The 26,849-nt window shown below is 69.3% G+C and carries 24 protein-coding genes, 1 pseudogene and 1 riboswitch; of the genes and pseudogenes, 16 read left to right on the top strand and 9 right to left on the bottom strand.

The window, feature by feature from the left end:
* Window positions 1-165: 165 nt before the first annotated feature.
* The 10 genes from OC490_RS33090 to OC490_RS33135 all read left to right on the top strand — a co-directional run bounded on the left by OC490_RS33090 (window position 166) and on the right by OC490_RS33135 (window position 10,263).
* Window positions 166-774: a CDP-alcohol phosphatidyltransferase family protein gene (locus OC490_RS33090; protein ID WP_262061713.1), complete on the top strand. Its 609-nt coding sequence runs from the start codon at window positions 166-168 to the stop codon at window positions 772-774.
* Window positions 775-888: 114 nt separating this feature from the next.
* Complete coding sequence (locus OC490_RS33095) at window positions 889-3,384, top strand: mannose-1-phosphate guanyltransferase (RefSeq protein ID WP_262061714.1); 2,496 nt, start codon at window positions 889-891, stop codon at window positions 3,382-3,384.
* 167 nt (window positions 3,385-3,551) lie between these two features.
* The gene (locus OC490_RS33100) at window positions 3,552-4,388 is read left to right on the top strand and encodes a DUF881 domain-containing protein (RefSeq protein WP_262061715.1); all 837 of its coding nucleotides are present in this window, start codon (window positions 3,552-3,554) and stop codon (window positions 4,386-4,388) included.
* Window positions 4,385-4,717, top strand: a complete 333-nt coding sequence (locus OC490_RS33105; protein ID WP_019059351.1) for a small basic family protein — start codon at window positions 4,385-4,387, stop codon at window positions 4,715-4,717. The genes OC490_RS33100 and OC490_RS33105 overlap by 4 nt, the downstream gene beginning before the upstream one ends.
* Window positions 4,718-4,722: 5 nt before the next feature.
* Complete coding sequence (locus tag OC490_RS33110; RefSeq protein ID WP_262061716.1) at window positions 4,723-5,559, top strand: DUF881 domain-containing protein; 837 nt, start codon at window positions 4,723-4,725, stop codon at window positions 5,557-5,559.
* Between the two features lie 61 nt (window positions 5,560-5,620).
* A complete protein-coding gene (locus OC490_RS33115) occupies window positions 5,621-6,502 on the top strand; it encodes an FHA domain-containing protein (protein WP_200716114.1) in 882 nt (293 codons plus the stop codon).
* A gap of 43 nt (window positions 6,503-6,545) precedes the next feature.
* Window positions 6,546-7,283 carry a MerR family transcriptional regulator gene (locus tag OC490_RS33120; RefSeq protein WP_262061717.1) on the top strand — a complete coding sequence of 246 codons (738 nt, stop codon included), beginning with the start codon at window positions 6,546-6,548 and terminating at the stop codon, window positions 7,281-7,283.
* 85 nt (window positions 7,284-7,368) lie between these two features.
* Window positions 7,369-7,842, top strand: a complete 474-nt coding sequence (locus OC490_RS33125) for a bifunctional nuclease family protein (RefSeq protein WP_006123076.1) — start codon at window positions 7,369-7,371, stop codon at window positions 7,840-7,842.
* Between the two features lie 216 nt (window positions 7,843-8,058).
* Window positions 8,059-8,703 carry a MerR family transcriptional regulator gene (locus tag OC490_RS33130; RefSeq protein ID WP_200716112.1) on the top strand — a complete coding sequence of 215 codons (645 nt, stop codon included), beginning with the start codon at window positions 8,059-8,061 and terminating at the stop codon, window positions 8,701-8,703.
* A 57-nt stretch (window positions 8,704-8,760) separates the two neighbouring features.
* The gene (locus OC490_RS33135; RefSeq protein WP_262061718.1) at window positions 8,761-10,263 is read left to right on the top strand and encodes a DNA polymerase IV; all 1,503 of its coding nucleotides are present in this window, start codon (window positions 8,761-8,763) and stop codon (window positions 10,261-10,263) included.
* On the opposite strand, the gene OC490_RS33140 is transcribed toward OC490_RS33135, so the two are convergent.
* Window positions 10,185-10,556, bottom strand: a complete 372-nt coding sequence (locus OC490_RS33140) for a PRC-barrel domain-containing protein (protein WP_262061719.1) — start codon at window positions 10,554-10,556, stop codon at window positions 10,185-10,187. The two genes, OC490_RS33135 and OC490_RS33140, sit on opposite strands and share 79 nt — an antisense overlap.
* Before the next feature lie 114 nt (window positions 10,557-10,670).
* Window positions 10,671-10,766: riboswitch (glycine riboswitch) on the top strand.
* A 179-nt stretch (window positions 10,767-10,945) separates the two neighbouring features.
* Here OC490_RS33140 and gcvP point away from each other — a divergent pair.
* Window positions 10,946-13,831: an aminomethyl-transferring glycine dehydrogenase gene (gene gcvP, locus OC490_RS33145; RefSeq protein WP_262061720.1), complete on the top strand. Its 2,886-nt coding sequence runs from the start codon at window positions 10,946-10,948 to the stop codon at window positions 13,829-13,831.
* A 92-nt stretch (window positions 13,832-13,923) separates the two neighbouring features.
* Here gcvP and OC490_RS33150 read toward each other — a convergent pair whose 3' ends face one another.
* The 3 genes from OC490_RS33150 to modA are packed head-to-tail and all read right to left on the bottom strand — an operon-like array spanning window position 13,924 to window position 16,660.
* Window positions 13,924-14,988: an ABC transporter ATP-binding protein gene (locus OC490_RS33150; RefSeq protein WP_262061721.1), complete on the bottom strand. Its 1,065-nt coding sequence runs from the start codon at window positions 14,986-14,988 to the stop codon at window positions 13,924-13,926.
* Entirely contained in the window at window positions 14,985-15,842 is an 858-nt protein-coding gene (locus tag OC490_RS33155) for an ABC transporter permease (RefSeq protein ID WP_262061722.1), read from the bottom strand. Before OC490_RS33155 ends, OC490_RS33150 begins: the two co-directional genes overlap by 4 nt.
* Window positions 15,839-16,660 carry a molybdate ABC transporter substrate-binding protein gene (gene modA, locus OC490_RS33160; protein ID WP_262061723.1) on the bottom strand — a complete coding sequence of 274 codons (822 nt, stop codon included), beginning with the start codon at window positions 16,658-16,660 and terminating at the stop codon, window positions 15,839-15,841. The genes OC490_RS33155 and modA overlap by 4 nt, the downstream gene beginning before the upstream one ends.
* Window positions 16,661-16,879: 219 nt before the next feature.
* On the opposite strand from modA, the gene OC490_RS33165 reads away from it, so the two are divergent.
* On the top strand, window positions 16,880-17,371 hold the full coding sequence (locus OC490_RS33165) for a molybdopterin-dependent oxidoreductase (RefSeq protein WP_262061724.1): 492 nt from the start codon (window positions 16,880-16,882) through the stop codon (window positions 17,369-17,371).
* Here the strand turns inward: OC490_RS33165 and OC490_RS33170 are convergent.
* Window positions 17,283-17,918 (bottom strand): annotated as a pseudogene (locus tag OC490_RS33170) (xanthine dehydrogenase family protein molybdopterin-binding subunit); the annotation flags it as partial. The gene OC490_RS33165 and the pseudogene OC490_RS33170 sit on opposite strands and share 89 nt — an antisense overlap.
* Window positions 17,919-18,015: 97 nt before the next feature.
* Between OC490_RS33170 and OC490_RS33175 the strand changes: the two are divergent.
* From OC490_RS33175 to OC490_RS33185, 3 genes are all read left to right on the top strand, one after another.
* Window positions 18,016-18,921 (top strand): PucR family transcriptional regulator, encoded by a 906-nt coding sequence (locus tag OC490_RS33175; protein ID WP_262061857.1) that lies wholly within the window; start codon window positions 18,016-18,018, stop codon window positions 18,919-18,921.
* Between the two features lie 26 nt (window positions 18,922-18,947).
* A complete protein-coding gene (locus OC490_RS33180) occupies window positions 18,948-19,880 on the top strand; it encodes a LysR family transcriptional regulator (protein WP_262061725.1) in 933 nt (310 codons plus the stop codon).
* Window positions 19,881-19,984: 104 nt separating this feature from the next.
* Window positions 19,985-21,145, top strand: coding sequence for an NAD-dependent formate dehydrogenase (locus tag OC490_RS33185; RefSeq protein ID WP_262061726.1), 1,161 nt, complete (start codon window positions 19,985-19,987; stop codon window positions 21,143-21,145).
* A 42-nt stretch (window positions 21,146-21,187) separates the two neighbouring features.
* On the opposite strand, the gene OC490_RS33190 is transcribed toward OC490_RS33185, so the two are convergent.
* Window positions 21,188-21,583, bottom strand: coding sequence for a molybdopterin-binding protein (locus tag OC490_RS33190; RefSeq protein ID WP_200713589.1), 396 nt, complete (start codon window positions 21,581-21,583; stop codon window positions 21,188-21,190).
* Window positions 21,584-21,681: 98 nt separating this feature from the next.
* Here OC490_RS33190 and OC490_RS33195 point away from each other — a divergent pair, with 98 nt between their 5' ends.
* Window positions 21,682-22,272 carry a DUF1707 domain-containing protein gene (locus OC490_RS33195; RefSeq protein ID WP_410099206.1) on the top strand — a complete coding sequence of 197 codons (591 nt, stop codon included), beginning with the start codon at window positions 21,682-21,684 and terminating at the stop codon, window positions 22,270-22,272.
* On the opposite strand, the gene OC490_RS33200 is transcribed toward OC490_RS33195, so the two are convergent.
* The 3 genes from OC490_RS33200 to OC490_RS33210 all read right to left on the bottom strand — a co-directional run bounded on the left by OC490_RS33200 (window position 22,250) and on the right by OC490_RS33210 (window position 26,729).
* The gene (locus OC490_RS33200) at window positions 22,250-22,771 is read right to left on the bottom strand and encodes a hypothetical protein (RefSeq protein ID WP_262061728.1); all 522 of its coding nucleotides are present in this window, start codon (window positions 22,769-22,771) and stop codon (window positions 22,250-22,252) included. The genes OC490_RS33195 and OC490_RS33200 overlap by 23 nt on opposite strands.
* A gap of 118 nt (window positions 22,772-22,889) precedes the next feature.
* Window positions 22,890-24,851 carry an amino acid transporter gene (locus tag OC490_RS33205; RefSeq protein WP_262061729.1) on the bottom strand — a complete coding sequence of 654 codons (1,962 nt, stop codon included), beginning with the start codon at window positions 24,849-24,851 and terminating at the stop codon, window positions 22,890-22,892.
* 303 nt (window positions 24,852-25,154) lie between these two features.
* Window positions 25,155-26,729 (bottom strand): Na+/H+ antiporter, encoded by a 1,575-nt coding sequence (locus OC490_RS33210; RefSeq protein WP_262061858.1) that lies wholly within the window; start codon window positions 26,727-26,729, stop codon window positions 25,155-25,157.
* Between the last annotated feature and the right edge of the window lie 120 nt (window positions 26,730-26,849).

A 26,849-nucleotide genomic window follows, 5' to 3' on the forward strand; every position in this document is an offset into this window, starting at 1 on the left:
CAGCGCCGATGGTACTGCAGGGGGGACCCTGTGGGAGAGTAGGACGCCGCCGAACTCCTTTTAGAGCTCTGGCTCTTGGGCACGCAGCCCAAGAGCCAGAGCTTTTTTGCGTTGGGGTAAGGTCAGGGGGCATCGTCGGAACGTTTTCCCACAGGAGGCCCCCGGGTGGAGGTCCAGGAGACCCGTGTCCAGACAGACCGGGTGCTCACCATCCCGAACATCCTCAGCATGGCGCGCCTGGTCGGCGTACCCATCTTCCTGTGGTTGATCCTCAGGCCCGAGTTCGGAGGCCCCAAGAGCGACGGCTGGGCGCTCCTGGTGCTGATGCTGAGCGGGATCAGCGACTACCTGGACGGTAAGCTCGCGCGGCGCTGGAACCAGATCAGCAGCCTTGGCCGGCTTCTTGATCCCGCCGCGGACCGGCTCTATATTCTCTCGACTCTCGTCGGACTCACCTGGCGCGAGATTCTGCCAATCTGGTTGACTGCGGCACTGCTGGCGCGAGAGCTGGTTCTGTTGGTAGTGGTGGCCGTCCTCAGGCGCCACGGCTATCCGCCGCTGCAGGTGAACTTCCTGGGCAAGGCGGCTACGTTCAACCTGATGTACGCGTTCCCGTTGCTGTTGCTCAGTGACGGAAGTGGATGGCTTCCGTCACTCGCAGCGATTTTCGGATGGGCGTTCGCCGGATGGGGTACAACGCTGTACTGGTGGGCAGGAGTCCTCTACGTGGTACAAGTCCGCCGCCTGCTGCGCGCGGATGCCACGGCCGACTGACCTTGCCGATGGGGCGGTAACAGTCGCTCGATGGCCCGTTGCGGAAAAGTGCGGGACAATCTGGACTGGTGAAGTCGGCTAGACCGTCGTCTCTCAGAGGAGGACGCTTCCGACATGAAGGCCGTCGTGATGGCCGGAGGCGAAGGCACACGCCTTCGCCCCATGACCTCAAGCATGCCCAAGCCACTGTTGCCCGTGGTCAATCGACCGATCATGGAGCACGTGCTGAGGCTGCTCAAAAGGCATGGGCTCAATGAGACCGTAGTCACCGTGCAGTTCCTGGCCTCGCTGGTCAAGAACTACTTCGGTGACGGCGAAGAGCTCGGCATGGAGCTCTCGTATGCCAATGAGGAGAAGCCACTCGGTACCGCCGGAAGCGTCAAGAACGCCGAAGAGGCGTTGAAGGACGATGCCTTCCTCGTCATCTCCGGTGATGCCCTGACCGACTTCGACCTCACCGAACTGATCAATTTCCACAAGGAAAAGGGTGCGCTGGTCACGGTCTGTCTGACCCGGGTACCCAATCCGCTGGAATTCGGCATCACCATCGTCGACGAAGAGGGAAAGGTCGAGCGTTTCCTTGAGAAGCCGACCTGGGGCCAGGTCTTCTCGGACACGGTGAACACGGGCATTTATGTGATGGAGCCCGAGGTCTTCGACTATGTCGAGGCCGATGTTCCAGTCGACTGGTCCGGCGATGTCTTCCCGCAGTTGATGAAGGAGGGCAAGCCGGTCTACGGCTTTGTCGCCGAGGGCTACTGGGAGGACGTCGGCACTCACGAGAGCTATGTGAAGGCGCAGGCCGATGTCCTGGAGGGCAAGGTCGACGTCGAGATCGACGGCTTCGAGCTGTCGCCGGGAGTGTGGGTGGCCGAGGGTGCAGAGGTGCACCCCGACGCGGTTCTCCGCGGGCCGCTCTACATCGGCGACTACGCCAAGGTGGAGGCCGGTGCCGAAATCCGTGAGCACACCGTCATCGGTTCGAACGTCGTCGTAAAGACCGGGGCTTTTCTGCACAGGGCGGTCGTGCACGACAACGTGTATGTCGGCCAGCACAGCAATCTTCGTGGCTGTGTCGTCGGAAAGAACACCGACATCATGCGTGCGGCCCGGATCGAGGACGGCGCCGTCATCGGTGACGAGTGTCTGATCGGTGAAGAATCGATCGTGCAGGGCAATGTGCGGGTCTACCCGTTCAAGACGATCGAGGCCGGCGCCTTCGTCAACACGTCGGTCATCTGGGAGTCGAGAGGGCAGGCGCACCTCTTCGGCGCTCGTGGTGTGTCCGGGATCCTGAACGTCGAGATCACACCGGAACTCGTCGTGCGTCTCGCCGGCGCCTACGCCACGACCCTCAAGAAGGGCTCCACGGTCACCACGGCCCGTGACCACTCCCGAGGTGCCCGTGCGCTCAAGCGGGCGGTGATCTCCGCCCTGCAGACCAGCGCCATCGACGTACGGGACCTGGAGAACGTACCGCTGCCCGTGGCCCGGCAGCAGACCGCGCGGGGCAGTGCCGGCGGGATCATGATCCGGACCACACCCGGGGTGCCGGACTCCGTCGACATCATGTTCTTCGACAGTCAGGGCGCCGACCTCTCGCAGGGGAGTCAGCGCAAGCTGGACCGGGTGTTCGCGCGGCAGGAGTACCGGCGTGCGTTCCCCGGTGAGATCGGGGACCTGCACTTCCCGGCCAGTGTCTTCGACTCGTACACGGGGTCCCTGCTGCGGAATGTCGACACGACCGGAATTGCCGACTCCGGCCTGAAGGTCGTGGTGGACGCGTCAAACGGCAGTGCAGGGCTCGTGCTGCCCAGCCTGCTCGGCAAGCTTGGTGTGGACTCGCTGACGATCAATCCCGGTCTCGACGAGTCCAGGCCGACGGAGACCGCGGACACGCGGCGCTCGGGCCTGGTGCGGCTCGGCGAGATCGTGGCCTCCGCGCGGGCCGCGTTCGGAGTGCGGTTCGACCCGGTCGGTGAGCGGTTGTCGCTCGTCGACGAGAAGGGGCGGATCGTCGAGGACGACCGGGCCCTGCTCGTGATGCTCGACCTGGTGGCCGCAGAGCGGCGCAGCGGGCGGGTGGCGCTGCCGGTGACCACCACGAGGATCGCCGAGCAGGTGGCGGCCTATCACGGGACCCAGGTGGAATGGACGACGACCTCGCCGGACGACCTGACCAGGGTCGGGCGCGACGAGTCGACCATCTTCGGCGGCGACGGCAAGGCCGGGTTCATCATCCCGGAGTTCAGCAGTGTCTTCGACGGCGCCGCAGCCTTCGTACGACTCATTGGGCTGGTGGCGCGGACGCAACTCACGCTGAGTCAGATCGACGCCCGGATTCCTCGGGCGCACGTCCTGAAGCGGGACCTCGCGACTCCCTGGGCAGTCAAGGGACTTGTGATGCGCCGGGTCGTGGAAGCGGCCGGTGATCGCTTTGTCGACACCACGGACGGGGTACGGGTGGTGGAGACCGACGGTCGCTGGGTGATGGTGTTGCCCGACCCGGCCGAAGCGGTCACGCACCTGTGGGCCGAGGGGCCGGACGACGCCTCCGCGCAGGCCCTGTTGGACGAGTGGTCGGCAGTCGTGGACAGCGCAGGACGGTAAAACGCGGACCACGCGCGCGTGCCGGACATGCCTCCCCAAGGGGGCCTGTCCGGCACGCCGGTGGGGCCATTCGGAGGTACAGGCCACCACGTGCGACGATGTGCGGCATGCCGCAGCAGCCCCCCGTTCGGAGCACACCCACGCGCCCTGCGCGTCCGGACGCATCCATGTCGCTGCTCACCAACGTCATGGACCACAGCCTCGACGAGGGTTACGCCGAGGCCGCCGCCCGGAAGAAGTCCGCGGGCGCGAGCGGCATGCCGAAGCCCCTCCGGACGAAACTCGGTCTCGCCGCCGGCCTGGTGCTGGCGGCCCTTGTCGTGACCCTGGGAGCGGCACAGGCGCGGGTGGCCGCCCCCGTGGTGGCCAAGGAGCGCCAGGAACTGATCGACCGTATCGACAAAGAGACCAAGTCGGCGGACAAGCTGGAAGGCACCGTCGACACGCTCCGGGACGACGTGAGCGCGCGGCAGCGGGCGGCGCTGAAGACGAGCGGCGGCAGCGGCCAGGCGGACCTGGTGAGCATGCTGTCCGGTGCGACCGCGGTGCACGGCCCCGGTGTGAAGCTCGTCGTCGACGACGCGAGGGAAGCCAGCAGCGGTGGGGGCGACAACCCGCGCGAGACCGCCGACTTCTCCGACACCGGGCGGGTGCGCGACCGCGACATGCAGCGCGTGGTCAACGGACTGTGGGCGGCGGGTGCCGAGGCCATCTCCGTCAACGGGCAGCGGCTGACGGCGCTGTCCGCGATCAGGGCCGCGGGTGACGCGATACTGGTCGACAACAGGCCACTGGTGCCGCCCTATACGGTGCTCGCGGTGGGGGACGGCAAGCGTCTGAGCACGAGGTTCCAGAACGGTGCCGACGGGCTCTATCTGAACGCTCTGGAAGACAACTACGGCATCAGGGCGACCATCGCCGTGGAGAGCGACCTCCGGCTGCCCGCCGCGCCGAGTGTGATCGTACGAACAGCACAGCCGAGAACTGAGAAGGGCACATCGTGATCGCCGTACTGGGCCTCATCGTGGGAGTGGTGGCCGGAATTCTCGTCCGGCCTGAGGTGCCGGTGGTCGTGGAGCCCTATCTGCCGATCGCCGTCGTCGCGGCGCTGGACGCCGTCTTCGGTGGGCTGCGGGCGATGCTCGACGGCATCTTCGACGACAAGGTCTTCGTGGTGTCGTTCCTGTCGAACGTGGTCGTGGCTGCGCTGATCGTGTTCCTGGGCGACAAGTTGGGCGTCGGCGCCCAGCTGTCCACGGGTGTCGTGGTCGTTCTCGGGATCCGGATCTTCTCCAACGCCGCGGCCATCCGCCGGCACGTCTTCCGGGCGTGAGGTAGATGAGCAACGAGGACGAGCAGCCGGAGAACAGGCTGCGCCGGGAACTGCCCGAAGAGGTACCGGCGTCTGCTTCCTCGGAGGCGCCGGTCACAGAGGAGAAGTCCGCTCCCGCCGTCACGGGTCGGCAGCGGCTGGTGCAGGGGCTGTGGCCGCCGCGCGCCAGCAGGGCCCAACTCATCGTCGCCGTGCTGCTGTTTGGCCTGGGCTTCGGGCTGGCCGTGCAGGTCGCCTCGAACAGCAACAGTGACAGCGCGCTGCGTGGGGCCCGGCAGGAAGATCTTGTGCGCATTCTCGATGAACTGGACGACCGTACTCAGCGTCTTGAGGACGAGAAGCAGGGTCTGCAGAAACAGCGCGACGAGCTGGAGAACAGCTCCGACCAGGCCGAGGAGGCCCGCAAGCAGACGGCCGAGAAGGAGAAGCAGCTCGGCATCCTGGCGGGCACCGTGGCCGCGCAGGGACCCGGCATCACGATGACCATCGATGACACGAAGGGAACGGTCGAGGCGGACATGTTGCTCGATGCGGTCCAGGAGTTGCGCGCGGCCGGTGCGGAGGCGATCCAGGTGAACGGCGTACGCGTGGTGGCCGGCACCTATCTGACGGACTCCGACAAGAGCGTGAGTGTCGACGGGAACAAGATCAACGCCCCCTATCGTTTCAAGGTCATCGGCAAGCCGCAGGATCTCGAACCGGCGCTCAACATCCCTGGAGGCGTGGTGCAGACTCTTGAGAAGGAGCAGGCCACCGTTACCGTCGGGCGGTCGAGCAAGATCGTCGTGGATGCCTTGCGGGCCGCGAAGCAGCCTGACTACGCTCGGTCGTCCTCCCGGTGAACCGGGGGTGCATGGGGACCGTCCGGCGAGGGCATGAGGTTGCGGGGGGTCGACGCACCGATTGGGTGGTGCGTGGTGGAAACTGTCTGGTGGATACGGACGTTGTGAGGATGTCCGGGTCGACCGGTGTGTTCAATCAGGGTTCGTCCTGCCCCACGGGCGGGTCTGTTTCGGTCAAGGGGAATCGCCCGTGAAGTTGTTTGCGAAGTTGTTCGGCAAGAGTGCGAAAGAGAGCAGCGACAATCAGACCGCTCGCCATCGCGCACAACCGGACGCAGAGGGCCAGCGTCCGCTGTTCCGTGACCAGGTCGCTGGTCAGGGCGCGCCATCGGTTGACCCTGCGCAGTCCGGCGACATAGGTTTCGGACAACCGTCAACCTCAAGTACGGGTGGAGGGTTTTCCCCTATGTCGGCCCTGGTGTGTACGAGGTGCGGTAACCGCAACGCGGAGAACAGCCGCTTCTGTTCCAACTGCGGTGCGCCGCTGCGACCCGGCGTAACTCCGGAGCGCGCGTCCGAGACGACGTCGACCATCTCCATCTCCGGTCTTGAGGCCTACGACGCCGAGGTGACCGGCCAGACGCAGATGCCGACGCTCTCCCCGGAGGCGCAGGCGGCCGTCGACGCGCTGCCGTTGGGCTCGGCGCTCCTGGTGGTGCGGCGCGGTCCGAACTCGGGCAGCCGCTTCCTGCTGGACGGCGAGTTGACCACGGCCGGCCGTCACCCGCAGAGCGACATCTTCCTGGACGACGTGACGGTCTCGCGCCGTCATGTGGAGTTCCGGCGCGTTGCCGACGGTTCCTTCACGGTCGCCGACGTCGGCAGCCTGAACGGCACCTACGTCAACCGTGAGCGCATCGACTCGGTCCCGCTGGCCAACGGTGACGAGGTGCAGATCGGCAAGTACCGGCTGGTGTTCTACGCGAGCCAGCGGGGTTACTGACCCTCCCTCGGACTGGGTCCGGGGGATTCCCCCAGGAAGGTCCATGCTTCAAACACCGAGCGGCGGTGCCGGGCACGGTACCGCCGCCACGGACACCGGGCTGATGAGCATCGGCACGGTGCTGAACACGCTGCACGACGAGTTCCCCGAAGTCACCATCTCCAAGATCCGTTTCCTGGAGTCGGAGGGGCTCATCGAGCCGCAGCGGACCCCTTCCGGCTACCGCAAGTTCAGCCCCGCAGACGTCGAACGCCTCGGCCATGTCCTGAGGATGCAGCGGGACCACTATCTGCCGCTCAAGGTGATCCGCGAGCATCTCGACGCCATGGAGCGCGGGGAAGCCGCCCCGCTGCCCGCCGTGGGCCGTCAGCGGGACGGCGAAGTCGTCCTGGAGCCCGTGGAGGGCCCCACAGTGGCCCGGATCGGGCGGGCCGAGCTGCTGGCCGCCGCCGGGATCGGTGAGCAGGAGCTCGACGAGTGGGAGTCGTACGGGCTCATCGCTCCGCTGCCGGACGGTGTGTACGACGCGGAAGCCGTCACCGTGGCCGGCCTCGTCCTGGAGTTGGGGCGGTTCGGGATCGAACCGCGGCACCTGCGCGCGATGAAGGCCGCCGCGGACCGTGAGGCCGGGCTCGTCGACCAGGTGGTCGCGCCGTTGAAGCGGCACCGCAATCCGCAGACAAGGGCCCACGCGGAGGCCCGTACGAAGGAGCTGGCGGGGCTCACGGTGAAGCTGCACGCGGCGCTGGTGCAGACCGCGCTCGGCGTGCGCCTGCCCTGAGCCGGACGGGATTGCGGCCGCCTGATCGGTCACCCGTTCTCGGCCCGACTACCCAAACGTCCCGGGCACGGCCTAGGGTTGCTGTGTGAACGAGCTCGATGTCGTAGGTGTCCGGGTCGAAATGCCCTCCAACCAACCGATCGTGCTCCTGCGTGAAGTGGGAGGCGACCGCTACCTCCCCATCTGGATCGGGCCCGGGGAGGCGACGGCGATCGCCTTCGCACAGCAGGGCATGGCCCCCGCACGACCGCTGACCCACGACCTGTTCAAGGACGTGCTGGAGGCCGTCGGCCAGGAGCTCACCGAAGTGCGCATCACGGATCTGCGTGAGGGCGTCTTCTACGCCGAGCTGGTGTTCGCCAGCGGAGTCGAGGTGAGCGCCCGCCCGTCCGACGCCATAGCGCTGGCACTGCGCACCGGGACGCCGATCTACGGCAGCGACGGCGTGCTCGACGACGCGGGCATCGCGATCCCGGACGAGCAGGAGGACGAGGTGGAGAAGTTCCGCGAGTTCCTCGACCAGATCTCGCCCGAGGACTTCGGGACCAACAGCCAGTGAGATCGAGGGCCGGCAGAGAAATGCTGGCATTTGCCACCGGCGTGTGAGAGCGTCCTGCGGCCCCCCGCGAGCGCATTCGGCTAGCCTTTCCCCGCGGTGGGGTACGGGAAACCACTCCTAGGGTGATTATCACTCGGCGTGCCTAGCGTGGCGATCGTTGACGCACCCCTGGTGACTGCCTACCGTCGAGAAGGCAGGTCAAGGACGGAGGTCGGCGTGAGAAGCAGCGGCGACGGTACGGCTGGGGGTGCCCCGGAACGCAGTTTCGGGGACAGTGGCCCGTACCCGCTTCATGGCAGTGCGGCCGATCACGCTCCGCATCGACCCACTGCCGTGCCGAGCAGCGGAGGGGCGACGTCCATGGCGTCCGAGCAGATCGGCTACCGGGGCCCTACGGCCTGTGCGGCGGCCGGCATCACCTATCGGCAACTGGACTACTGGGCGCGTACCGGGCTCGTCGAGCCCAGCGTGCGGCCCGCGCACGGGTCGGGGACACAGCGGCTCTACAGCTTCCGGGACGTGGTCGTCCTGAAGATCGTCAAGCGGTTCCTCGACACGGGCGTGTCGCTGCAGAACATCCGCAGCGCCGTTCTGCACCTGAGGGAGTGCGACTTCCGCGATCTGGAGCGCATGACGCTGATGAGCGACGGCGCCACGGTCTACGAGTGCACCTCCCCCGACGAGGTCCACGCCCTGCTCCAGGGCGGTCAGGGCGTCTTCGGGATCGCCGTGGGCGTGGTGTGGCGGGATGTGGAGAGCGCCCTGTCGCAACTGCACGGGGAGCGCGTCGACACCGGCGAGACGCTCGTCGGGTCCAACCCCGCCGACGAGCTGGCCAGGCGGCGCAACCGGGCCGTCTGAGGGCCCGGCAGGAGCCGTAACGGGGCATTGTCAGTGGCGTAGGGCAGCATCGGAGATGTGAGAACCGCGCCCACGATCCTGCATCTCGACATGGACGCCTTCTTCGCCTCGGCGGAGCAGGCGTCCAAGCCGAGCCTGCGCGGGAAGGCTGTCGTCGTGGGCGGGCTCGGGCCGCGCGGGGTGGTCGCCACCGCGTCGTACGAGGCACGGGTCTTCGGGGTGAACTCGGCGATGCCCATGGCCCAGGCGCGCAGACTCGCTCCGAACGCCGCGTATCTCGTGCCGCGCTTCGGCTTCTACCGGTCGATCAGCGAGCAGGTGATGGCGCTGCTGCGGGCGCTGTCGCCGCTTGTGGAGCCGCTGAGCCTGGACGAGGCGTTCGTGGACCTGGAGGCCGGTGAGGCGGCCTGGGACGCCGAGTCGGCGCGCCGGGCCGGGGAGCGACTGCGCGCCGACATACGGGCGGTCACGGGCCTCACCGGCTCGGTCGGCCTCGCCGCCTCCAAGATGATCGCGAAGATCGCCTCCGAGCGCGCCAAGCCCGACGGACTGGTGCTGATCGAGCCCGGCACCGAGCGGGCGTTGCTGGGGCCGTTGTCGGTGCGCACGCTGCCCGGCGTCGGTCCGGCGACGGGCGACCATCTGCGGCGGGCCGGGATCACCACGGTCGACGAGATCGCCGAGGCGGGCGAGGACGAGCTCGTACGGCTGGTGGGCAAGGCCCACGGGCACGCGCTGTACGCCATGGCGCTCGCGCACGACGAGCGGCCCGTGGTGGCCGAGCGGGAGACCAAGTCGGTGTCGGTCGAGGACACCTACGACGTGGACATCCACGACCGGATCCGAGTGGGCTTGGAGGTGCAGCGCCTCGCCGACAGGTGTGTGCGGCGGCTGCGGGGTGCCGGGCTGTCGGGGCGGACCATCGTGCTCAAGGTGCGGCGGTACGACTTCTCGACGCTGACCCGGTCCGAGACCTTGCGTGGGCCCACCGACGATCCGGGGGTGGTGCGGGAGGCCGCGGCGCGGTTGCTGGACTCCGTGGACACCACGGGCGGGGTGCGGCTCCTTGGGGTGGGCGTCTCCGGGCTCGCCGACTACACGCAGGAGGACCTGTTCGCGCAGGCGGCGGGGGAACAGGCCGACCTTCTTGAGGAGGAGCACACGGAGGAGGAAGCCGGCGGGGAGCAGACGGCACCCGTGGAGCGGCGCTGGCCGGCAGGCCACGACGTGCATCACTCGGGGTTCGGGCACGGGTGGGTGCAGGGCAGCGGGCTGGGGCGGGTCACCGTGCGGTTCGAAGCGCCGGAGGATGCCGGGCCCGGGCGGGTCCGGACCTTCCGGACCGACGATCCGGAGCTGGAGCCGGCGGAGCCACTGCCGTTGGTGACGCGAGACGCGGGTGAACTGACCGCAGCATCAGGGCAGTTGGTGGCGCCGCCCCCGGAAGGTCGAAGACCCGCCGACCCTCCCGCCGCTTCGGTTCAGGTGTCGTCCGAGCCCGCCAGTTTGCCGAAGTCGCGGTCCGGGAGGGAGGGCGGTGGGGCCACGTCGAGGCCGTAGTGGTGGTAGAGCTGGAGTTCCTGGTCGGGGGAGAGGTGGCGGCCGACGCCGAAGTCGGGGGCGTCCTTGATCAGGGAGCGGTCGAAGGGGATGTGCAGGGTGCCCTCGATCAGTTCGCTGGGCTCCAGGGGGACGAAGGCGTCCCTGGAGAACAGGCCGGTGCGTATGGCCGCCCACTCCGGTACGCCGGTCGCGTCGTCGAGGTAGACCTCGTCGATCGTGCCGATCTTGGCGCCGGTGCGGTCGAACGCCTTGCGGCCGATCAGGTTGCGCGGATCGATATCGGTCTGCACGGGCCCTCCTCCTGGTCGCAACTCATCCGTAAACTCTACAAAAGAGCACATTCGGTTCGGTGGCCACTCGAAAGCTCGGCTTCACCGCTCGCTGGTAGGCTGGCCAGCGGCTGCTGACCCCGTGCGGGAGAGTCCTCCAGACTTCATCGGAGGCGCCGAAGGAGCAAATCCTCCCCGGAATCTCTCAGGCTCACGTACCGCACGGACGAGGTCACTCTGGAAAGCAGGGCGGGTGCCGGCGACGGCTCTCGCTCTCACCGACGGTGAAAACCGGTGACCTTCGGGTGGCCGGTGAAGCTCTCAGGTTGAGATGACAGAGGGGGAGGCCGTCCGGGCACCCCACTGTCGTGGTGCCCTCGAAGGTCGTGTCCGACCAGGAGGCCTCCCAAATGACCGCCCCTCGCACTTCGCTCTCCGAGCTCGAACAGGGCATTCCGTTCGAGCAGCGCCACATCGGTCCCGACCAGGAAGCGCGGGCCAAGATGCTCGCGCAGGTCGGCTACGGCTCGCTCGACGAGCTCACGGCCGCCGCGGTCCCCGATGTGATCAAGAACGCCGACTCCCTCGACCTGCCGGGCGCCCGCACCGAGGCCGAGGTGCTGGCCGAACTGCGTTCCCTCGCGGACCGCAACGAGGTCCTCGGTTCCATGATCGGGCTCGGGTACTACGGGACCTTCACCCCGCCCGTGATCCTGCGCAACGTCATGGAGAACCCGGCCTGGTACACGGCCTACACGCCGTATCAGCCGGAGATCTCCCAAGGCCGGCTCGAAGCCCTCCTCAACTTCCAGACCATGGTCGCCGACCTCACCGGGCTGCCGACCTCCGGCGCCTCCCTGCTCGACGAGGGCACGGCCGCCGCCGAGGCCGTGGCGCTGTCGCGGCGCATGGGCAAGAACAAGAAGGGTCTGTTCCTGGTCGACGCGGACGTGCTGCCGCAGACGATCGCCGTGATCGAGACCCGCGCCGAGCCGGCCGGCGTCGAGGTCGTCGTCGCCGACCTCGGCGAAGGCATCCCGGCCGACCTCGCCGAGCGTGAGATCAACGGCGTGCTCGTCCAGTACCCGGGCGCCTCCGGTGCCGTACGCGACATCAAGCCGCTGATCGAGCAGGCGCACGCGCTCGGCGCGCTCGTCACCGTCGCCGCCGATCTTCTCGCGCTCACGCTGCTCAAGTCGCCCGGCGAGTTGGGCGCGGACATCGCGGTCGGTACGACCCAGCGCTTCGGGGTGCCGATGGGCTTCGGCGGGCCGCACGCCGGATACATGGCCGTGCACGAGAAGTTCGCGCGCAGCCTGCCCGGACGGCTCGTGGGCGTCTCGGTCGACGCCGACGGGCACAAGGCCTACCGCCTCGCCCTGCAGACCCGCGAGCAGCACATCCGCCGTGAGAAGGCCACCAGCAACATCTGCACGGCCCAGGTGCTCCTTGCCGTCATGGCCGGGATGTACGCCGTCTACCACGGGCCCGAGGGGCTGAAGGGCATCGCGCGCCGGACGCACCGGTACGCCACGATCCTCGCCGCCGGGCTCACCGCAGGCGGTGTCGAGGTCGTGCACGGCGGCTACTTCGACACGCTGACCGCACGTGTGCCCGGCCGGGCCGCCGAGGTCGTCGCCGCGGCCCGGGAGGACGGCGTCAACCTCCACCTCGTGGACGCGGACCAGGTGTCGATCGCCTGCGACGAGACCACCACGCGCGCCCAACTGACCGCCGTATGGACCGCGTTCGGGGTCGACGGCGACATCGAGGCGCTCGACGCGACCGCCGAGGACACGCTGCCCGAGGCGCTGTTGCGGAACGACGCGTACCTCACGCACCCCGTGTTCCGGGACCACCGTTCCGAGACCGCGATGCTGCGCTACCTGCGCAGGCTCGCCGACCGTGACTACGCGCTCGACCGGGGCATGATCCCGCTGGGCTCCTGCACGATGAAGCTCAACGCGACCACCGAGATGGAGCCGGTCACCTGGCCCGAGTTCGGGCAGCTGCACCCCTTCGCGCCCGCCGAGCAGGCGGAGGGATACCTCACGCTCATCCGGGAGTTGGAGGAGCGGCTCGCCGAGGTCACCGGGTACGACAAGGTGTCGCTGCAGCCCAACGCCGGTTCGCAGGGCGAGCTGGCCGGGCTGCTCGCCGTACGCGGATACCACCGGGCCAACGGTGACGAGCAGCGGACCGTGTGTCTGATCCCGTCGTCCGCGCACGGCACGAATGCCGCCAGCGCGGTGATGGCCGGGATGAAGGTCGTCGTTGTGAAGACCGCCGAGGACGGCGAGATCGACGTCGAGGATCTGCGGGCGAAGATCGAGCAGTACCGCGACGAGCTTTCGGTGCTGATGATCACTTACCCGTCCACGCACGGCGTGTTCGAGGAGCACGTCGCCGACATCTGCGCGCAGGTGCACGAGGCGGGCGGGCAGGTCTACGTCGACGGTGCCAACCTCAACGCCCTTGTGGGGCTTGCCAAGCCGGGCCACTTCGGTGGCGACGTCTCGCATCTGAATCTCCACAAGACGTTCTGCATTCCGCATGGTGGCGGTGGGCCGGGTGTCGGGCCGGTGGGCGTGCGCGCGCACCTGGCGCCGTACCTGCCGAACCACCCGTTGCAGCCGGCGGCCGGGCCGGAGACGGGAGTTGGGCCCATCTCGGCCGCTCCGTGGGGTTCCGCCGGCATCCTGCCGATCTCGTGGGCGTACGTCCGGCTCATGGGTGGCGAGGGGCTGAAGCGGGCCACGCAGGTGGCGGTGCTCAGCGCCAACTACATTGCCAAGCGGCTCGAACCGCACTACCCGGTGCTCTACACCGGGCCCGGCGGGCTCGTCGCGCACGAGTGCATCATCGATCTGCGGCCGATCAGCAAGGCGACCGGGGTCAGCGTCGACGACATCGCCAAGCGGCTCATCGACTACGGCTTCCACGCGCCGACCATGTCGTTCCCGGTGGCCGGCACGCTGATGATCGAGCCGACCGAGTCCGAGGACCTGATCGAACTGGACCGGTTCTGCGAGGCGATGATCGCGATTCGTGGGGAGATCGAGAAGGTCGGGTCGGGGGAGTGGCCGGCTGAGGACAACCCGTTGCGGAACGCGCCGCATACCGCTGCCGCGCTGGGTGGGGAGTGGGGGCACGCGTACTCGCGTGAGGAGGCTGTCTTCCCGGCCGGTGTTTCCGTTGCCGACAAGTACTGGCCGCCGGTGCGGCGGATCGACCAGGCCTTTGGGGACCGGAACCTTGTTTGTTCCTGCCCGCCGTTGGATGCGTACGAGGACTGAGTTTTCCGGCTGCGGGTCCGTCGTGGCTGGGCGCGCCCCGTGGCGGAGCCACAAATCGATACAGCCCCGCGCCCCTATCGGGGCGCTGTAGCTCAGGTTGGATAGGAGTGGGTCTGGGTTGCCTTTACCGCAGCCCAGACCAAAGCCCCCTGGTGCAGGTCCAGTTCGGCTGCCGCGACTGTCGTCAGGTCTGCTGCCAGGGGGAGTTCGCCGGTCAGGTCCACGCGGATCTGGTCGCCGTGGGTTTCCAGGCCCGCTACCTCGCAGTGCCAGAGGTTGCGGGCGCTGGCGCCGGTGGGGCGGTCCCGGAAGAGAGTTACCGCGCTGGGCGGGAACGCTACGAACGCCTCGCCCTGGAGATCTTCCGTGGTGGTGATCACGGGGCCGGTGTCGAGCGTGACCGTGTGGCCGTCGGCGCTGCCCTTGTAGAGGTTGAGGCCGACCAGTTGGGCGATGTAGTCCGTGCGCGGGTGGCGGGCGATGTCGGCGGGGGTGCCCTCCTGGACGATCGTGCCCTGCTCGATCACGACCAGCCGGTCGGCCAACACCATGGCGTCCAGGGGGTCGTGGGTGACCAGCACCGCGACCGCCTCGAACTCCGCGAGGTGGCGGCGGAGTTGGGCCCGTACGTCCAGGCGGGTGCGGGCGTCCAGGGCGGCGAGGGGTTCGTCGAGGAGCAGGAGGCGGGGGCGGGTCGCCAACGCCCTTGCCACGGCGACGCGTTGGGCCTGGCCGCCGGAGAGCCGGCGGGGCTTGGCGCCCGCGTGCTCGGTGAGGCCCATCCTCTCCAGCCACTCGGCTGCGATGGCGCGGGACTCCGCCTTGGTCGCGCCCTGGCAGCGGGGGCCGAAGCCGACGTTGTCGAGGGCGGTGAGGTGCGGGAAGAGGAGATAGTCCTGGAAGACGACGCCAACCGGGCGGGACTCCGGGGGAGTACGGTCCAACTCCGCGCCGTCCAGCCGTAGATGACCGTCCGTCAGGCCGAGCAGGCCGGCCAGGGCTCGCAACGCGGTTGTCTTTCCGGCGCCGTTGGGGCCCAGCAGGGCGACTACGTCGCCGGGTGCGGCGGTCAGTTCGACGTCGAGGCGGAAGGTGCCGCGGTCCACGACGAGATGGGCGTCGAGGCCCGCTTCGGCTGTGGTGACGAAGTTGTTCATGATGTCGCCATCCAGCGGTCCCGGAGTCCGGCCAGGACCGCGATCGACACGGCCAGGAGGACCAGGCTGAGGGCGATCGCCGCCTCGGGGTCGTTCTGGAGGGCGAGGTAGACCGCGAGGGGCATGGTCTGGGTGCGGCCGGGGAAGTTGCCGGCGAAGGTGATCGTCGCGCCGAACTCGCCCAGTGCGCGGGCCCAGGCGAGCACCGAGCCGGCCGCGATGCCCGGGGCGATCAGAGGGAGTGTGACCCGGCGGAACGCCGTGAAGCGGGAGGCGCCGAGGGTCTGGGCGGCCTCCTCGTAGCGCGGGTCGGCGGCGCGCAGGGTGCCCTCGACGCTGATGACCAGGAACGGCATCGCCACGAACGCCTCCGCGACCACGACACCGGTCGTGGTGAAGGGAAGCGTGATGCCGAACCACGAGTCGAGCCACTGGCCCACGACACCGTTGCGGCCGAGGGCCAGGAGGAGCGCCACTCCGCCCACCACCGGGGGCAGGACCAGCGGGAGTGTCACCAGGGCGCGGACGAAGCGGCGGCCGGGGAACTCCGTGCGGGCCAGCAGCCAGGCCAGCGGCACGCCCAGCACCAGACACACCGCTGTCGCCAAGGTCGCGCTCAGCAGGGAGAGTTGGAGCGCCTGCCAGACCTCCGTGCTGGTGAGTTGTGACGGCAGCGACCGCCAGGGGGCCCGCACGAGAAGGGCGAGCAGCGGGAGAAGCAGGAACGCCAGGCCGATGAGTGCGGGCAGCAGGAGGGGCAACGGCACCCCGCGTCCGGTCATCCGGACACGGCGACGCCGCGGCCCGCCCTTCAGGGTCTCGGCCGCGGCGTCGGAGGTGTCGAGCTGGGTCACGGCTTGAGGAAGCCCGCCGCGGACAGCACCTTCTGGCCCTCGGCGGACTGCACCAGCGCGATGAACGCCTTGGCGGCGACGGCGTTGGGCGCGTTCTTCAGGAGGACGATCGGGTAGTCGTTGATGGCGTCGGCGGACTCGGGGAACTCCACGCCCTCCACCTTGTCACCTGCCGCGTGCACATCGGTCTTGTAGACGACCGCCGCGTCGGCCTCCTTCAACACCACCTTGTTGAGGGCCGACTTGACGTCCTCCTCGTACGACACCGGGGTGAGCTTCAACTTGCTTGCGGTGAGCGCCTTTTGAGCGGCGGCGCCGCACGGCACCGTCTTGTCGCACAGCACGACCTTGAGCGAGGACTTGGTGAGGTCCTTGAGGGAGGTCACCTTGTCGGGGTTGCCCGGCAGGGTGGCGATCTCCAGCTGGTTGCGCACGAACGTGGCCGGTGTGCCGACACCGTCGCCCTTGTCCGTGACGATCGCCATGGTCTTGGGGCTCGCGGCGGCGAACACGTCGGCCGGGGCACCGCTGGTGATGCTCGCGGCGAGGGTGTCGCTGCCCGCGAAGTTGAAGGTGACCTTGGTACCCGGGTGCGCAGTCTCGAACTCCTTGCCCAGGGTCGTGAAGGACTCCTTGAGCGAGGCGGCGGCGAAGACGGTGACGGTGCCGGACATCTTCGGGGACGCGGACGCCGAGGTGTCGGACTTCGAGGAGGACGAGTCGTCGCTGGAGGAGCAGGCGCTCAGGGCCAGCAGCGCGGCGGCTCCGGCCCCCGCAACCTGCAGGGTCCGGCGGGTCCGACGCGCGGAACGGGTCATCACGGTTCTACTCCTCTGGTCTCTTCATGAAAGGTGCTCATGAAAGCGGTTGTCGCGCCCTTCGGCGGCCGTAACGGCCGTGCCGCGATGATACTGCCGCATTTGCCAGGCATAAGTCTCCTGTCGCATCGCATGAGCTGCACTATTTGCTTGCGGGGCGTGCATGTGCGTTTGTACGGGACTGCCGTCCGGGTACCACATTCCGGGAGGTGATGGCTCGTGACGCTCGCGCAGCTCGACCTGACGGGGGACCTGGCCCGGCCCACCCGGCTGACCGTGCCGGATCTGCTGAACTGGCCGCTGCACCGGGTCCGGGTCAGCTTCGAGTGCGCCACCAGCGGCACCCAGGTCCACCGCTTCGCGGGACCACGGCTCTACGACGTCCTGTCCGCGGCCGGTCCCGGGTTCGACCCCGTCCGCCGCAAGGACCGGTTGCGCTTCCTCATCGCGGTGAGCGGTACGGACGGGCACCACGCGCTGCTGTCCTGGGCCGAGATCGATCCCGACTTCGCTCATGCCCCTGTTCTGCTCGCTGTCAGCATCGATGACACTCCGCTCGACCGTGCCGGACCGCAACTGGTGCTTCCACAGGACCGTTGCGGGGCCCGGCACATCAGTGGGATCAGTGCGATACGGGTGGACGGGGGGTACGGCGCGGCGAGTTGGCCAGTGCCAGCCACACCCGGTCGCGGGTCAGCGGAAGTTCGGTGAAGCGGACGCCCGTCGCGTCCCGCAGCGCGTTGGCGAACGCGGGCGCGACCGGGTTGAAGAGGCTCTCGCTCATCGACTTGGCGCCCAACGGCCCGATGGCGTCCGCCGTTTCCATGAAGTGCACCTCGGTGCGCGGCACGTCCGCGTACTGCGGCAGCCGGTAGCGGCGGAACGCGGCCGTCTCCACCGCGCCGTGCTCGTCGATGCGGACGTTCTCGAAGAGGGTCGCGCCGAGCGCCTGGGCGACCCCGCCCTCCACCTGGCCCCGGCACTGCATCGGGTTCATCACCTTGCCCGCGTCGGCCGCGTGCACACTGCGCAGGATGCGGATCTCGCCCGAGTCCGGGTCCACGGCGACCCTGAACCACTGCGCGTTGAAGGTCACGGAGCGGGGCGTCCCGCCGAAGTGTCCGTCGGCGGTGAACTCCACCCCGACCGCCGCACCGGCCGCGTGCAGCTCCTTCAACGACAGACGGCCATCAGGATGCAGTACGGCCTCCTCCGCCAACCGGCAGTCCGCGCGCGGGAGTTGCAGATGGGCGGCCGAGCTGCTTGCGGAGGCCCTCCCCGTCGACGCCGACGGGGTCTCGCCCTACGAGCGCTGGCACCTCTGCCTGCCCGACCTCGACGACGCACCGCCGTGCATGCTGCACGAACTGGCCTCGGTGCTGGGGCGCTGCCAGGAGGCGCGGGTCCGGTCGCGGGCCGAAGAGCGGCGGACGGCCGACGAGTTGGGGGCACTGCTCGCCGTGCCCGGTACGGATCCCTCCGTCGTGGCGACGGCGCTACGGGCCTGTGGGCTGCCGGCGGACGGGCCGTACCGCGTGCTGGTCGCGGAGACCGGGGCACAGCGGGCCGGGCTGGCCGAGGGTGCGTTGGCGGAAGTGGTCGCGCATGTGGTGGCGGGGGAGAGGGCTGAGGGGCGGGCGCCGGGCGGTGCAGCGGTCGCGCGGGCTGGGGCTGGGGAACGGTCGGCGGGCGGCGCCGCGCTTGCCGCATTGCCCCAAGGCGTCGGAGCCGTAGGGCGGTTGCCCGACGGAACCGCGTTCGCGGTCGTCACCCGGGGTGAGGCCGACGCGTTCCGCGAGGTCTGGCCGCTTGTCGCCGCCAGTGAGCCGGCCGTGCCGCTCTACGGCGGGACCGGGGCGACCGTGGCCGAGGCGAAGGATCTCAACGGGGCCCTGGCGCAGGCGCGTTACGCGCTCACCTCGGCGCGCGGCACCGCACGCGGTGGCTCCGTGCTCACCGACGCCTCGACGCTCACCGGGCTCGACGCGCTGCTCACCGGTGTGCCGGGCGAGGTCCGTACCGCCTTCAGCCGGACCGTTCTCGGTGAACTGCGGGGCAACGCCGTCCTGTTGGAGACCCTGGAGACCTTCCTCGCCTGTGACGGCTCCTGGGCGCGGACCGCGGAGGCGCTGCATCTGCACGTCAACTCCGTGCACTACCGCATCGGTCGTATCGAGCACTTCACCGGCCGCGACCTCTCCAGCCTCTACGACCGCCTGGATCTGTGGGCGGCCCTGTTGTGCCGGACGGACAGCGCCTAACCTGCACGTCACAGGGGAGGTCAGGGATGCTGTTGCGTCAGCTGGAGTACCTCGTCGCGCTCGCCCGTGAGCGGCACTTCGCGCGCGCCGCGGCGGCCTGCTATGTCTCGCAGCCCTCGCTGTCGGCCGCGATCCGCCGACTGGAGCACGAGTTGGACGTACCGATCGTACGGCGCGGCAGAAAGTACGAGGGGCTGACCCCCGAGGGCGAGGTGGTGCTCGCCTGGGCGCACCGCATCCTTGCCGAACGGGACGCCCTGCACCAGGAGTTGTCCACCCTGCGCGGCGGCCTCACCGGCACGCTGAGGCTGGGCGTGGTGCCGACCGCGCTGCCCGCCGCCTCCCTCCTCACCACCCCGTTCTGCGAACGGCATCCCCGGGCCCGGGTCGCCCTGGAGTCGCTGTCGTCCGTCGGCATCACCCACGGGCTCGCCGAGTTCGAGTTGGACGCGGCGATGACCTACCTGGACGACGACGCCCTGCGCAACGTCCGCCGCCTCCCGCTCTACGAGGAGCGGTACGTCCTCCTGACCCCCGTCGACGGGCCGCTCGGCGGTGTCTCCAGGGCGAGTTGGGCCCAGGCGGCCACGCTCCCGCTCTGCCTGCTCAACTCGCGGATGCGCAACCGCCGCATCATCGACGAGTGTTTCGCCGCCGAGGGGGCGACGGTCTCCCCGGCGATCGAGTCGGACAGCGTCGCCGGGCTCTACACCCTGCTCCCCGGCGGGCGTTGGTCCAGCGTGATCTCGCACGCGTGGCTGCACATGTTCGACGTCCCGGTCGGGATGCGGGTGGTACCACTGAAGGGACCCGCGCACGGGCCACGGGTAGGACTGGTCGTCGCCCGCAGCGAGCCCCAATCGGTGCTGGCGGAGGCCCTGTTGAAGGTGGCGCGGGAAGCGGGCGTACGCGACGCCCTCGACGAACTCCTGCACACCTACCTGGGGGACGACCGCTGATAGACGCGGGCTATCCCGGCATAGCAACGTTCGCTTTGACCAGGGCGATTCACCCCGAGGATCGTGAAGTTCACCTTCCGCCAACGGAGTTGAGGAGCCGCGACATGGCCAAGGTTCTCTGTGTCCTGTACGACGACCCCACCGACGGTTACCCGACCTCGTACGCCCGCGACGACCTGCCCGTGATCGACCACTACCCGGGCGGCCAGACCACCCCCACCCCCGAGGCGGTCGACTTCACCCCGGGCCACCTCCTCGGCAGCGTCTCCGGTGAACTCGGCCTGCGCGCCTACCTGGAGGCCAACGGGCACACCCTCGTCGTCACCTCCGACAAGGACGGCGAGGGCTCGGTCTTCGACCGGGAACTGGTCGACGCCGACATCGTGATCTCGCAGCCGTTCTGGCCCGCGTACCTCACCCCCGAGCGGATCGCCGCCGCGAAGAACCTCAAGCTCGCGGTCACCGCCGGCATCGGCTCCGACCACGTCGACCTCGACGCGGCGATCTCGCACGGCGTGACGGTCGCCGAAGTGACGTACTGCAACAGCATCAGCGTCGCCGAACACGTGGTGATGATGACGCTGTCCCTCGTGCGCAACTACCTGCCCTCCCACCAGGTCGTGCTCGACGGCGGCTGGAACATCGCGGACTGCGTGGCCCGTTCGTACGACCTCGAAGGCATGCACGTCGGGACGGTCGCCGCCGGGCGGATCGGGCTCGCGGTGCTGCGGCGGCTCGCGCCCTTCGACGTGAAGCTGCACTACACCGACCGGTACCGGCTGCCCGAGGACGTGGAGCGGGAGTTGGGGCTGACCTGGCACGAGAGCGCCGAGGACATGGTGCCGCACTGCGATGTCGTCACCATCAACGCGCCGCTGCACCCGGAGACGGAGGGGCTGTTCGGCGACAAACTGCTCGCGCAGATGAAGCGCGGCGCGTATCTCATCAACACCGCGCGGGCGAAGATCGTCGACCGGGACGCCGTCGAACGGGCGCTGCGCAGCGGGCAGTTGGCGGGTTACGCCGGTGACGTGTGGTTCCCGCAGCCCGCTCCGGCGGACCACCCCTGGCGCACGATGCCGCACCACGGGATGACCCCGCACATCTCCGGTTCCTCGCTGTCGGCGCAGGCCCGGTACGCGGCGGGCACCCGGGAGATCCTGGAGGCGTTCTTCGCGGGGCGGCCGATCCGCGACGAGTATCTGATCGTCGACGGGGGCGCGTTGGCGGGGACCGGCGCGCACTCCTACTCCGTCAACAAGTGACGGAAGCTCCCACCAGGTGACGGACGGAGGTCACCGCACGCCTCATACGCGGTCGATATGTACGTTCGTCGACTTCACGCGGGCGGTGGCCTCCATGCCGACCTCCAGGCCGAGTTCCTCGACGGCCTCCCGGGTCAGCAGCGAGACCAGCCGGTGCGGACCGGCCTGGATCTCGACCTGGGCGGCGACATCGCCGAGCTTGATCGCGGTGACGATGCCGGGGAACGCGTTGCGCACCGAGGTGTACGAGGTGTCCTCCTCGACGGCGCCCGACTTCGCCAACTCGACCGAGAACGCGGCCAGGTCGACACCGTCGATGAGCCGACGGCCGCCCTCGTCGCGGTGGGTCGTCACCCGGCCCGCGTCCGCCCACCGGCGCGCGGTGTCCGGACTCACGCCGAGCAGCCGTGCCGCCTGGCCGATTGTGTAGGACTGCATACGCGCCACCCTAGGGGCAGAAACGGAAGTCGGTGGACGGGGGGTTGGCTCTGGGGTATAACGCGATATAGCGTCAGTCCGTCGATCGGGGTGAGGGTATGTCGGGTGAGCTGATGAGCACGACCGGGTTGCGGGCCTCCCATGCGGACCGGGACCGCGTCGTGGACGTGCTGACCGGCGCGGCCGGCGACGGACGGCTGACCGCCGAGGAACTCGACGAGCGCGTCGAGGCCGCTCTGTCCGCCCGCACGCTGGGGGAGCTGGCGGTCCTGACGGCCGACTTGCCGGCGGTGGCGGGCACGACTCCGGTCGAGGTGAAGGACGTCGCCCGCATCGAGCAGAACGGCGGCTCGACGCGGCGCGGTGACGGCTGGGTGGTGCCGCGCCGGCTGGAGATCCGGTCGCGCCTGGGCGATGTGACGCTCGACTTCACCCAGGCGGTGATCACCCAGGCCACGCTCCGCATCGACCTGGACATGCACCTAGGTGCCCTACGGCTGCTGGTATCGCCGGGCGTCGTCGTGAACACCGACGACCTGGTGCTCAACTACAGCAAGGTCAAGACGCGCGGACCGGGTGACACGGGCGCTCCGGTCGACCTGCGGATAGAGATCGTCGGGCAACTGGGGTTGGGGAAGGTCCTGGTCCGCCGGACGCGGCGCAAGGTCAGGAAATCCCCGACGCCCTGAGCACCGACCGGGCCGCCTCGTCGTCGATCAGCTGGCCCAGGTGACGCCGGACATCGGTGCCCTGGCGCAGGGTGCCGCGCTCCATGGAGTGCCGTATGCCGGTGTCCAGTTCGTGCCAGAGGAGGGGGTTGGCGACCAGCACCCGGGGGTCCAGTTCGAGCCACTGTCCGTGCGTGTCCCGCAGGACCAGACGCGTGGAGACATCGCCGTACTGCCGTACGACCGTCAGCGCGTCCGTGTGTACCGTGCGGCGCAGCAGCGGGCTGTCCACGGTGAGCCAGCCGGGGCCCGCGGTGACGCGATGCGGGAGCAGGACGGCGCAGAGCGCCGCCGACATGGCGAACCACAGCAGCGCGCGGGGCAGGGTCAGGGTTCCGGCGTTCCAGTCGACCAGCAGGGTCATCCCGAGGAAGCCGAGCGCGCAGCCCGTCGCCAGCCGGGCGTCGCCACGCCAGTGGCGGTCGCCGGTCGGGCCCGGTGGTGGGGTGCTGTGCCGCATGAGGCCGACCGTAGGCCGCCCCGGGCCCGACACGCGGGCCCCTGACGGGCCTCTTACACTGCGGGACCGGATTTTGTCGCGTCTCTTACGGTGACGGTGACAAGGGGGGCCTGAACGGTCAGCCCGTGTGCACGCGTGGGCGCCTCGTGCGGTCCGGTTCTGCCTCGCGGAGGACCTCTCGGGTGACCGGGGCGACCTCGCCCTGGCCGAAGAGGAAGAAGCGGAGGAAGTTGGCGAAGGGGTTGCCCTCGGTCCACTCGAAGTACATGTGCGGGATGCGGCCCGTCGTGTCGCGGGCGTGGAGCATCAGCGCGGCCAGCGCGTTCGGAATGGACGAGGACTCCAGGGTCAGCACCCGGTAGCGGTCGTGCAGCACCTCGCCGCGCACCGTCAGGCCCGCCTCGAACTCGGAGGCGTCGAGGACGGTCACCTCCACGAACACGAAGTCCTCACCGGGGATGTCGTTGTCGGTGCGGATCTGCTCGATCTTCTCCCGGTACTCGGCCTTGTCCCGGCGCTCGGGCTCGTTCGCGACGAAGCGGATCTTCCGGCTGGCCATGTCCCGGATGAATCGTTCCGCCATGGGGTCCAACTGCACGCTGGTGACGCGCAGTTCGAAGGCGCGGGCCAGCCGGGACAGCAGGGAGACCAGGATGATGCCGGCGATGAAGCAGGCGCCGATCTTCACGCCGTCCGGGCGCTCGATGACGTTCACGACGGTGACGTAGAGGAGGACCGCCGAGACGATGCCGAAGGCGATGGTCCAGTTGCGCTGGTGGGCGCGCCGGGCGGAGATGGTCACCGCGATGGCGGCCGAGGACATCAGGACCAGGACGCCGGTGGCGTAGGCGCCGCCCTGGGCGTCGACGCTGGCGTCGAAGATCCAGGTGACCAGGAACGCGACCAGCGTGAAGACGATCACCATCGGGCGGACGGCGCGGGCCCAGTGCGGGGCCATGCCGTAGCGGGGCAGATAGCGCGGCATCAGGTTGAGCAGGCCGGCCATCGCGGAGGCGCCGGCGAACCAGAGGATGGCGATGGTGGAGAAGTCGTAGACCGTGCCGAAGGCGTTGCCCAGGTACTCGTGCGAGAGATACGCCAGCGCGCGTCCGTTGGCCTGGCCGCCGGACTTGAACTCCTTCTCCGGGATGAGCACGGTGGTGATGAAGCTGGTCGCGATCAGGAACACGCTCATGATGAGCGCGGCGGCCGTGAGCAGCTTCTTGGTGTCCCGGATCCGGCCCTTCGGATTCTGCTCGGTGTCGTCCGGGTCGCCCTCGACGTGCGGCATGACGGCCACACCGGTCTCGAAGCCGGAGAGGCCCAGCGCCAGCTTGGGGAAGACCAGCAGGGACACGCCCACCATGGCGAAGACGTTGCCGTGTTCGGTGGTCAGGGCACTGGTCCAGTCGGTGACCACGTGTCCCTCGGTGACCACGTGCCACATGCCGACGATGACGACCACGGTGTTGAGCGCCAGGTACGCCACCACCAGGTACACCGCGACGCCGATCGCCTCCAGGAAGCCCTTGAGGAACACCGCGCCCAGCAGGGCGACCAGGATCAGGGTGATCAGCATCTGCTTGTCGTGCAGCACGCTCGTGAAGTGCGGGTTCTCCACCAGGTGAGTGGAGGCGTCCGCCGCCGAAAGGGTGATGGTGATCAGGAAGTCGGTCGCGGCGAAGCCGAGCAGGGCCAGGACGAACAGTTTGCCCTTCCAGAACGACAGCAGCCGCTCCAGCATCGCGATGGAGCCCTCGCCGTGCGGGCTCTCCTCGGCCACCCGGCGGTACACCGGCAGGGCGCCGAAGAGAGTGACCAGCACGAGCACGATGGTCGCCACCGGCGACAGCAGTCCGGCGGCCAGGGCCGCGATGCCCGGCTGGTAGCCGAGGGTGGAGAAGTAGTCGACACCGGTCAGGCACATCACCCGCCACCAGCGCTGACCCTTGTGGGCGTGCTGTTCGGGCTCCGGCACGGACTGCGGCACCTGCTGGCCGCCACCCTTGCCCATGTCGGCCAGGCCCTCCAGCATCCAGGCGCGCAGGCGACTGGCGGGAGGGTGTTCGGTCGTGGCCATCGGCGTGCTCCTGGGGTGCGGGTCAGCGTGCGGTTTCTGGCCATCACGCGGACGGCGGCACCAGCGTAAGCGGAGAGTGACGCGTGGGCCCATGGATGTCGGGGCCATGGGCGTCAATCTTCCGTTAAGACTGGCCGGGTGGGCGGCAGGAGCGCATCAGGAAGGGGTGGCCGGAAGTGGTTCGGGGCGCGTTGGGCTGTATGGGGGTGTGGGGAGGGCGGTACCGGACGGTGGACACCGAGCGTGACGACGGGCCGAGTGTGCATGCGGAAGAGAGCCGCCACCCGTCCCGGTACCACCGCGTCACACGTCCGCCAGCCTTGCCTCCTCCAGATCCAGCGACCGCTGCAGCCGCCTGCGGGTCGTGTCGCTGATGGCGTGGTCGTCGTAGAGGCGCTGCAGTTCCACCGCCTCGACGGCGATCAGGTCGCGGCGGAGCTGGCGGTAGACCAGGTCGGCCGACTCCGTGGGGGACGGGTGGCCGTTGTGCTCGGCGAGGCGGTCGCGGGCGTCGTCGAGGCGGGCGTTGAGGCCGCGGCGGAGCCGGTCGAGGACGACGTCCGGTACGGCTTCCAACTCGGCGAGTTCGTCGAGGCGGCGGATGCCCGCGTCGGCCAACCTGCAGCGGGCGGAGGCCTCTTCGCGTTCCGTGTGGTCGGGTTCCAGCGCGATGCCGGAGCGGCGGACGACGGGCGCGAGGGTGAAGCCCTGCACGACCAGGGTGACGACCACGACCGAGGTGGTGAGGACCAGGACCAGCGGGCGGTCGGCCAGCGTGGCGCCGCTGCTGGTGACCTCCGGGATCGACAGGGCCGCCGCCAGCGGAAGAACACCCCGGGTGCCCGCCCAGGTCAGCACCATCGGCACCCGCCAGTTCACCCGGTGCGTCCCGCCCTTGCGCTGCACCACGGCCGACAACGGCGCCAGCCACAGCAGTCGTACGGCGATCAGGGTGCCCGCCACCGCGAGCGCGTACAGCGGCCAGGCCCGGTCGCCGTCGGACAGCGCCCGCACCTGCGTGGGCAGCGCCAGCCCGATCAGCGAGAACACCACGCTCTCCAGCAGGAACACCAACGTGCCGTAGACGGCGTGCAGTTGGAGCCGTATGCGGGCGTTGGTGAGCCGGTCGCCGCGACCGCCCAGGACGACCCCCGCGACCACGACCGAGGTCACGCCCGACGTGTGCGCCCCCTCCGCCAGTACGTAGGCCGCGTACGGCGTGACCAGGGCGATCACCGTCTCCAGGACCGGGTCCTCGGTACGCCGCCGGATCAGTGTCACGGCGTGGGCGACGGCCGCCCCGATGACCGTGCCGCCACCCGCGAGGACGATGAACTCGCCGCCCGCGGCACCCCAGTTCGCCGCCGCCGAGGCCACCGCGACGCTCACCGCGACCCGGAACAGGACCAGCGAGGTCGCGTCGTTGAACAGGGACTCCGCCTGGACGAGCATCTGGACCCGGGGCGGCAGCGCGAGCCGTCGGCCCAGCGCGGTGACGGCGACCGGGTCGGTGCTGGCCAGGACCGCGCCGAGCACGAACGCCATCTGCCAGGACAGCGGGGTCACCGTGGACGCCACCCAGCCCACCGCCGCCGCGGACGCGACGACCAGGCCGATCGCGAGGATCCCGACCGGCTTCCACACGGCCTTCAGCTCGCGCCACGACAAGTCCTCGGCACTGGCGTAGAGCAGCGGCGGCAGCACCACCAGACCGATCACGTCCGGGCTGATCCCGATGGCCGGGGTGCCCGGCAGCAGCGCCACGGCGAGACCGGCGACCACGAGGAGAGAGGGGGCGGGGATCCGCCAGCGGCGGGCGAACGTCGCGACCAGCGTCGCCAGTACCACGAGAGCGAGAACCGTACCGACGCCGCGCATGCCGTCCCCCTGGGTCTTGGACGAGCCCATGCGGACTCCCCGCCGACCAGACTTCCCGGCACACCGTGCACACCCTAACCCGGCCGGATGCCGTCAAGACAGTGTCAACGTCCTCGCGGG

Origin of the sequence: Streptomyces sp. STR69, assembly GCF_024519455.1 — a bacterium.
Lineage (GTDB): Bacteria > Actinomycetota > Actinomycetes > Streptomycetales > Streptomycetaceae > Streptomyces.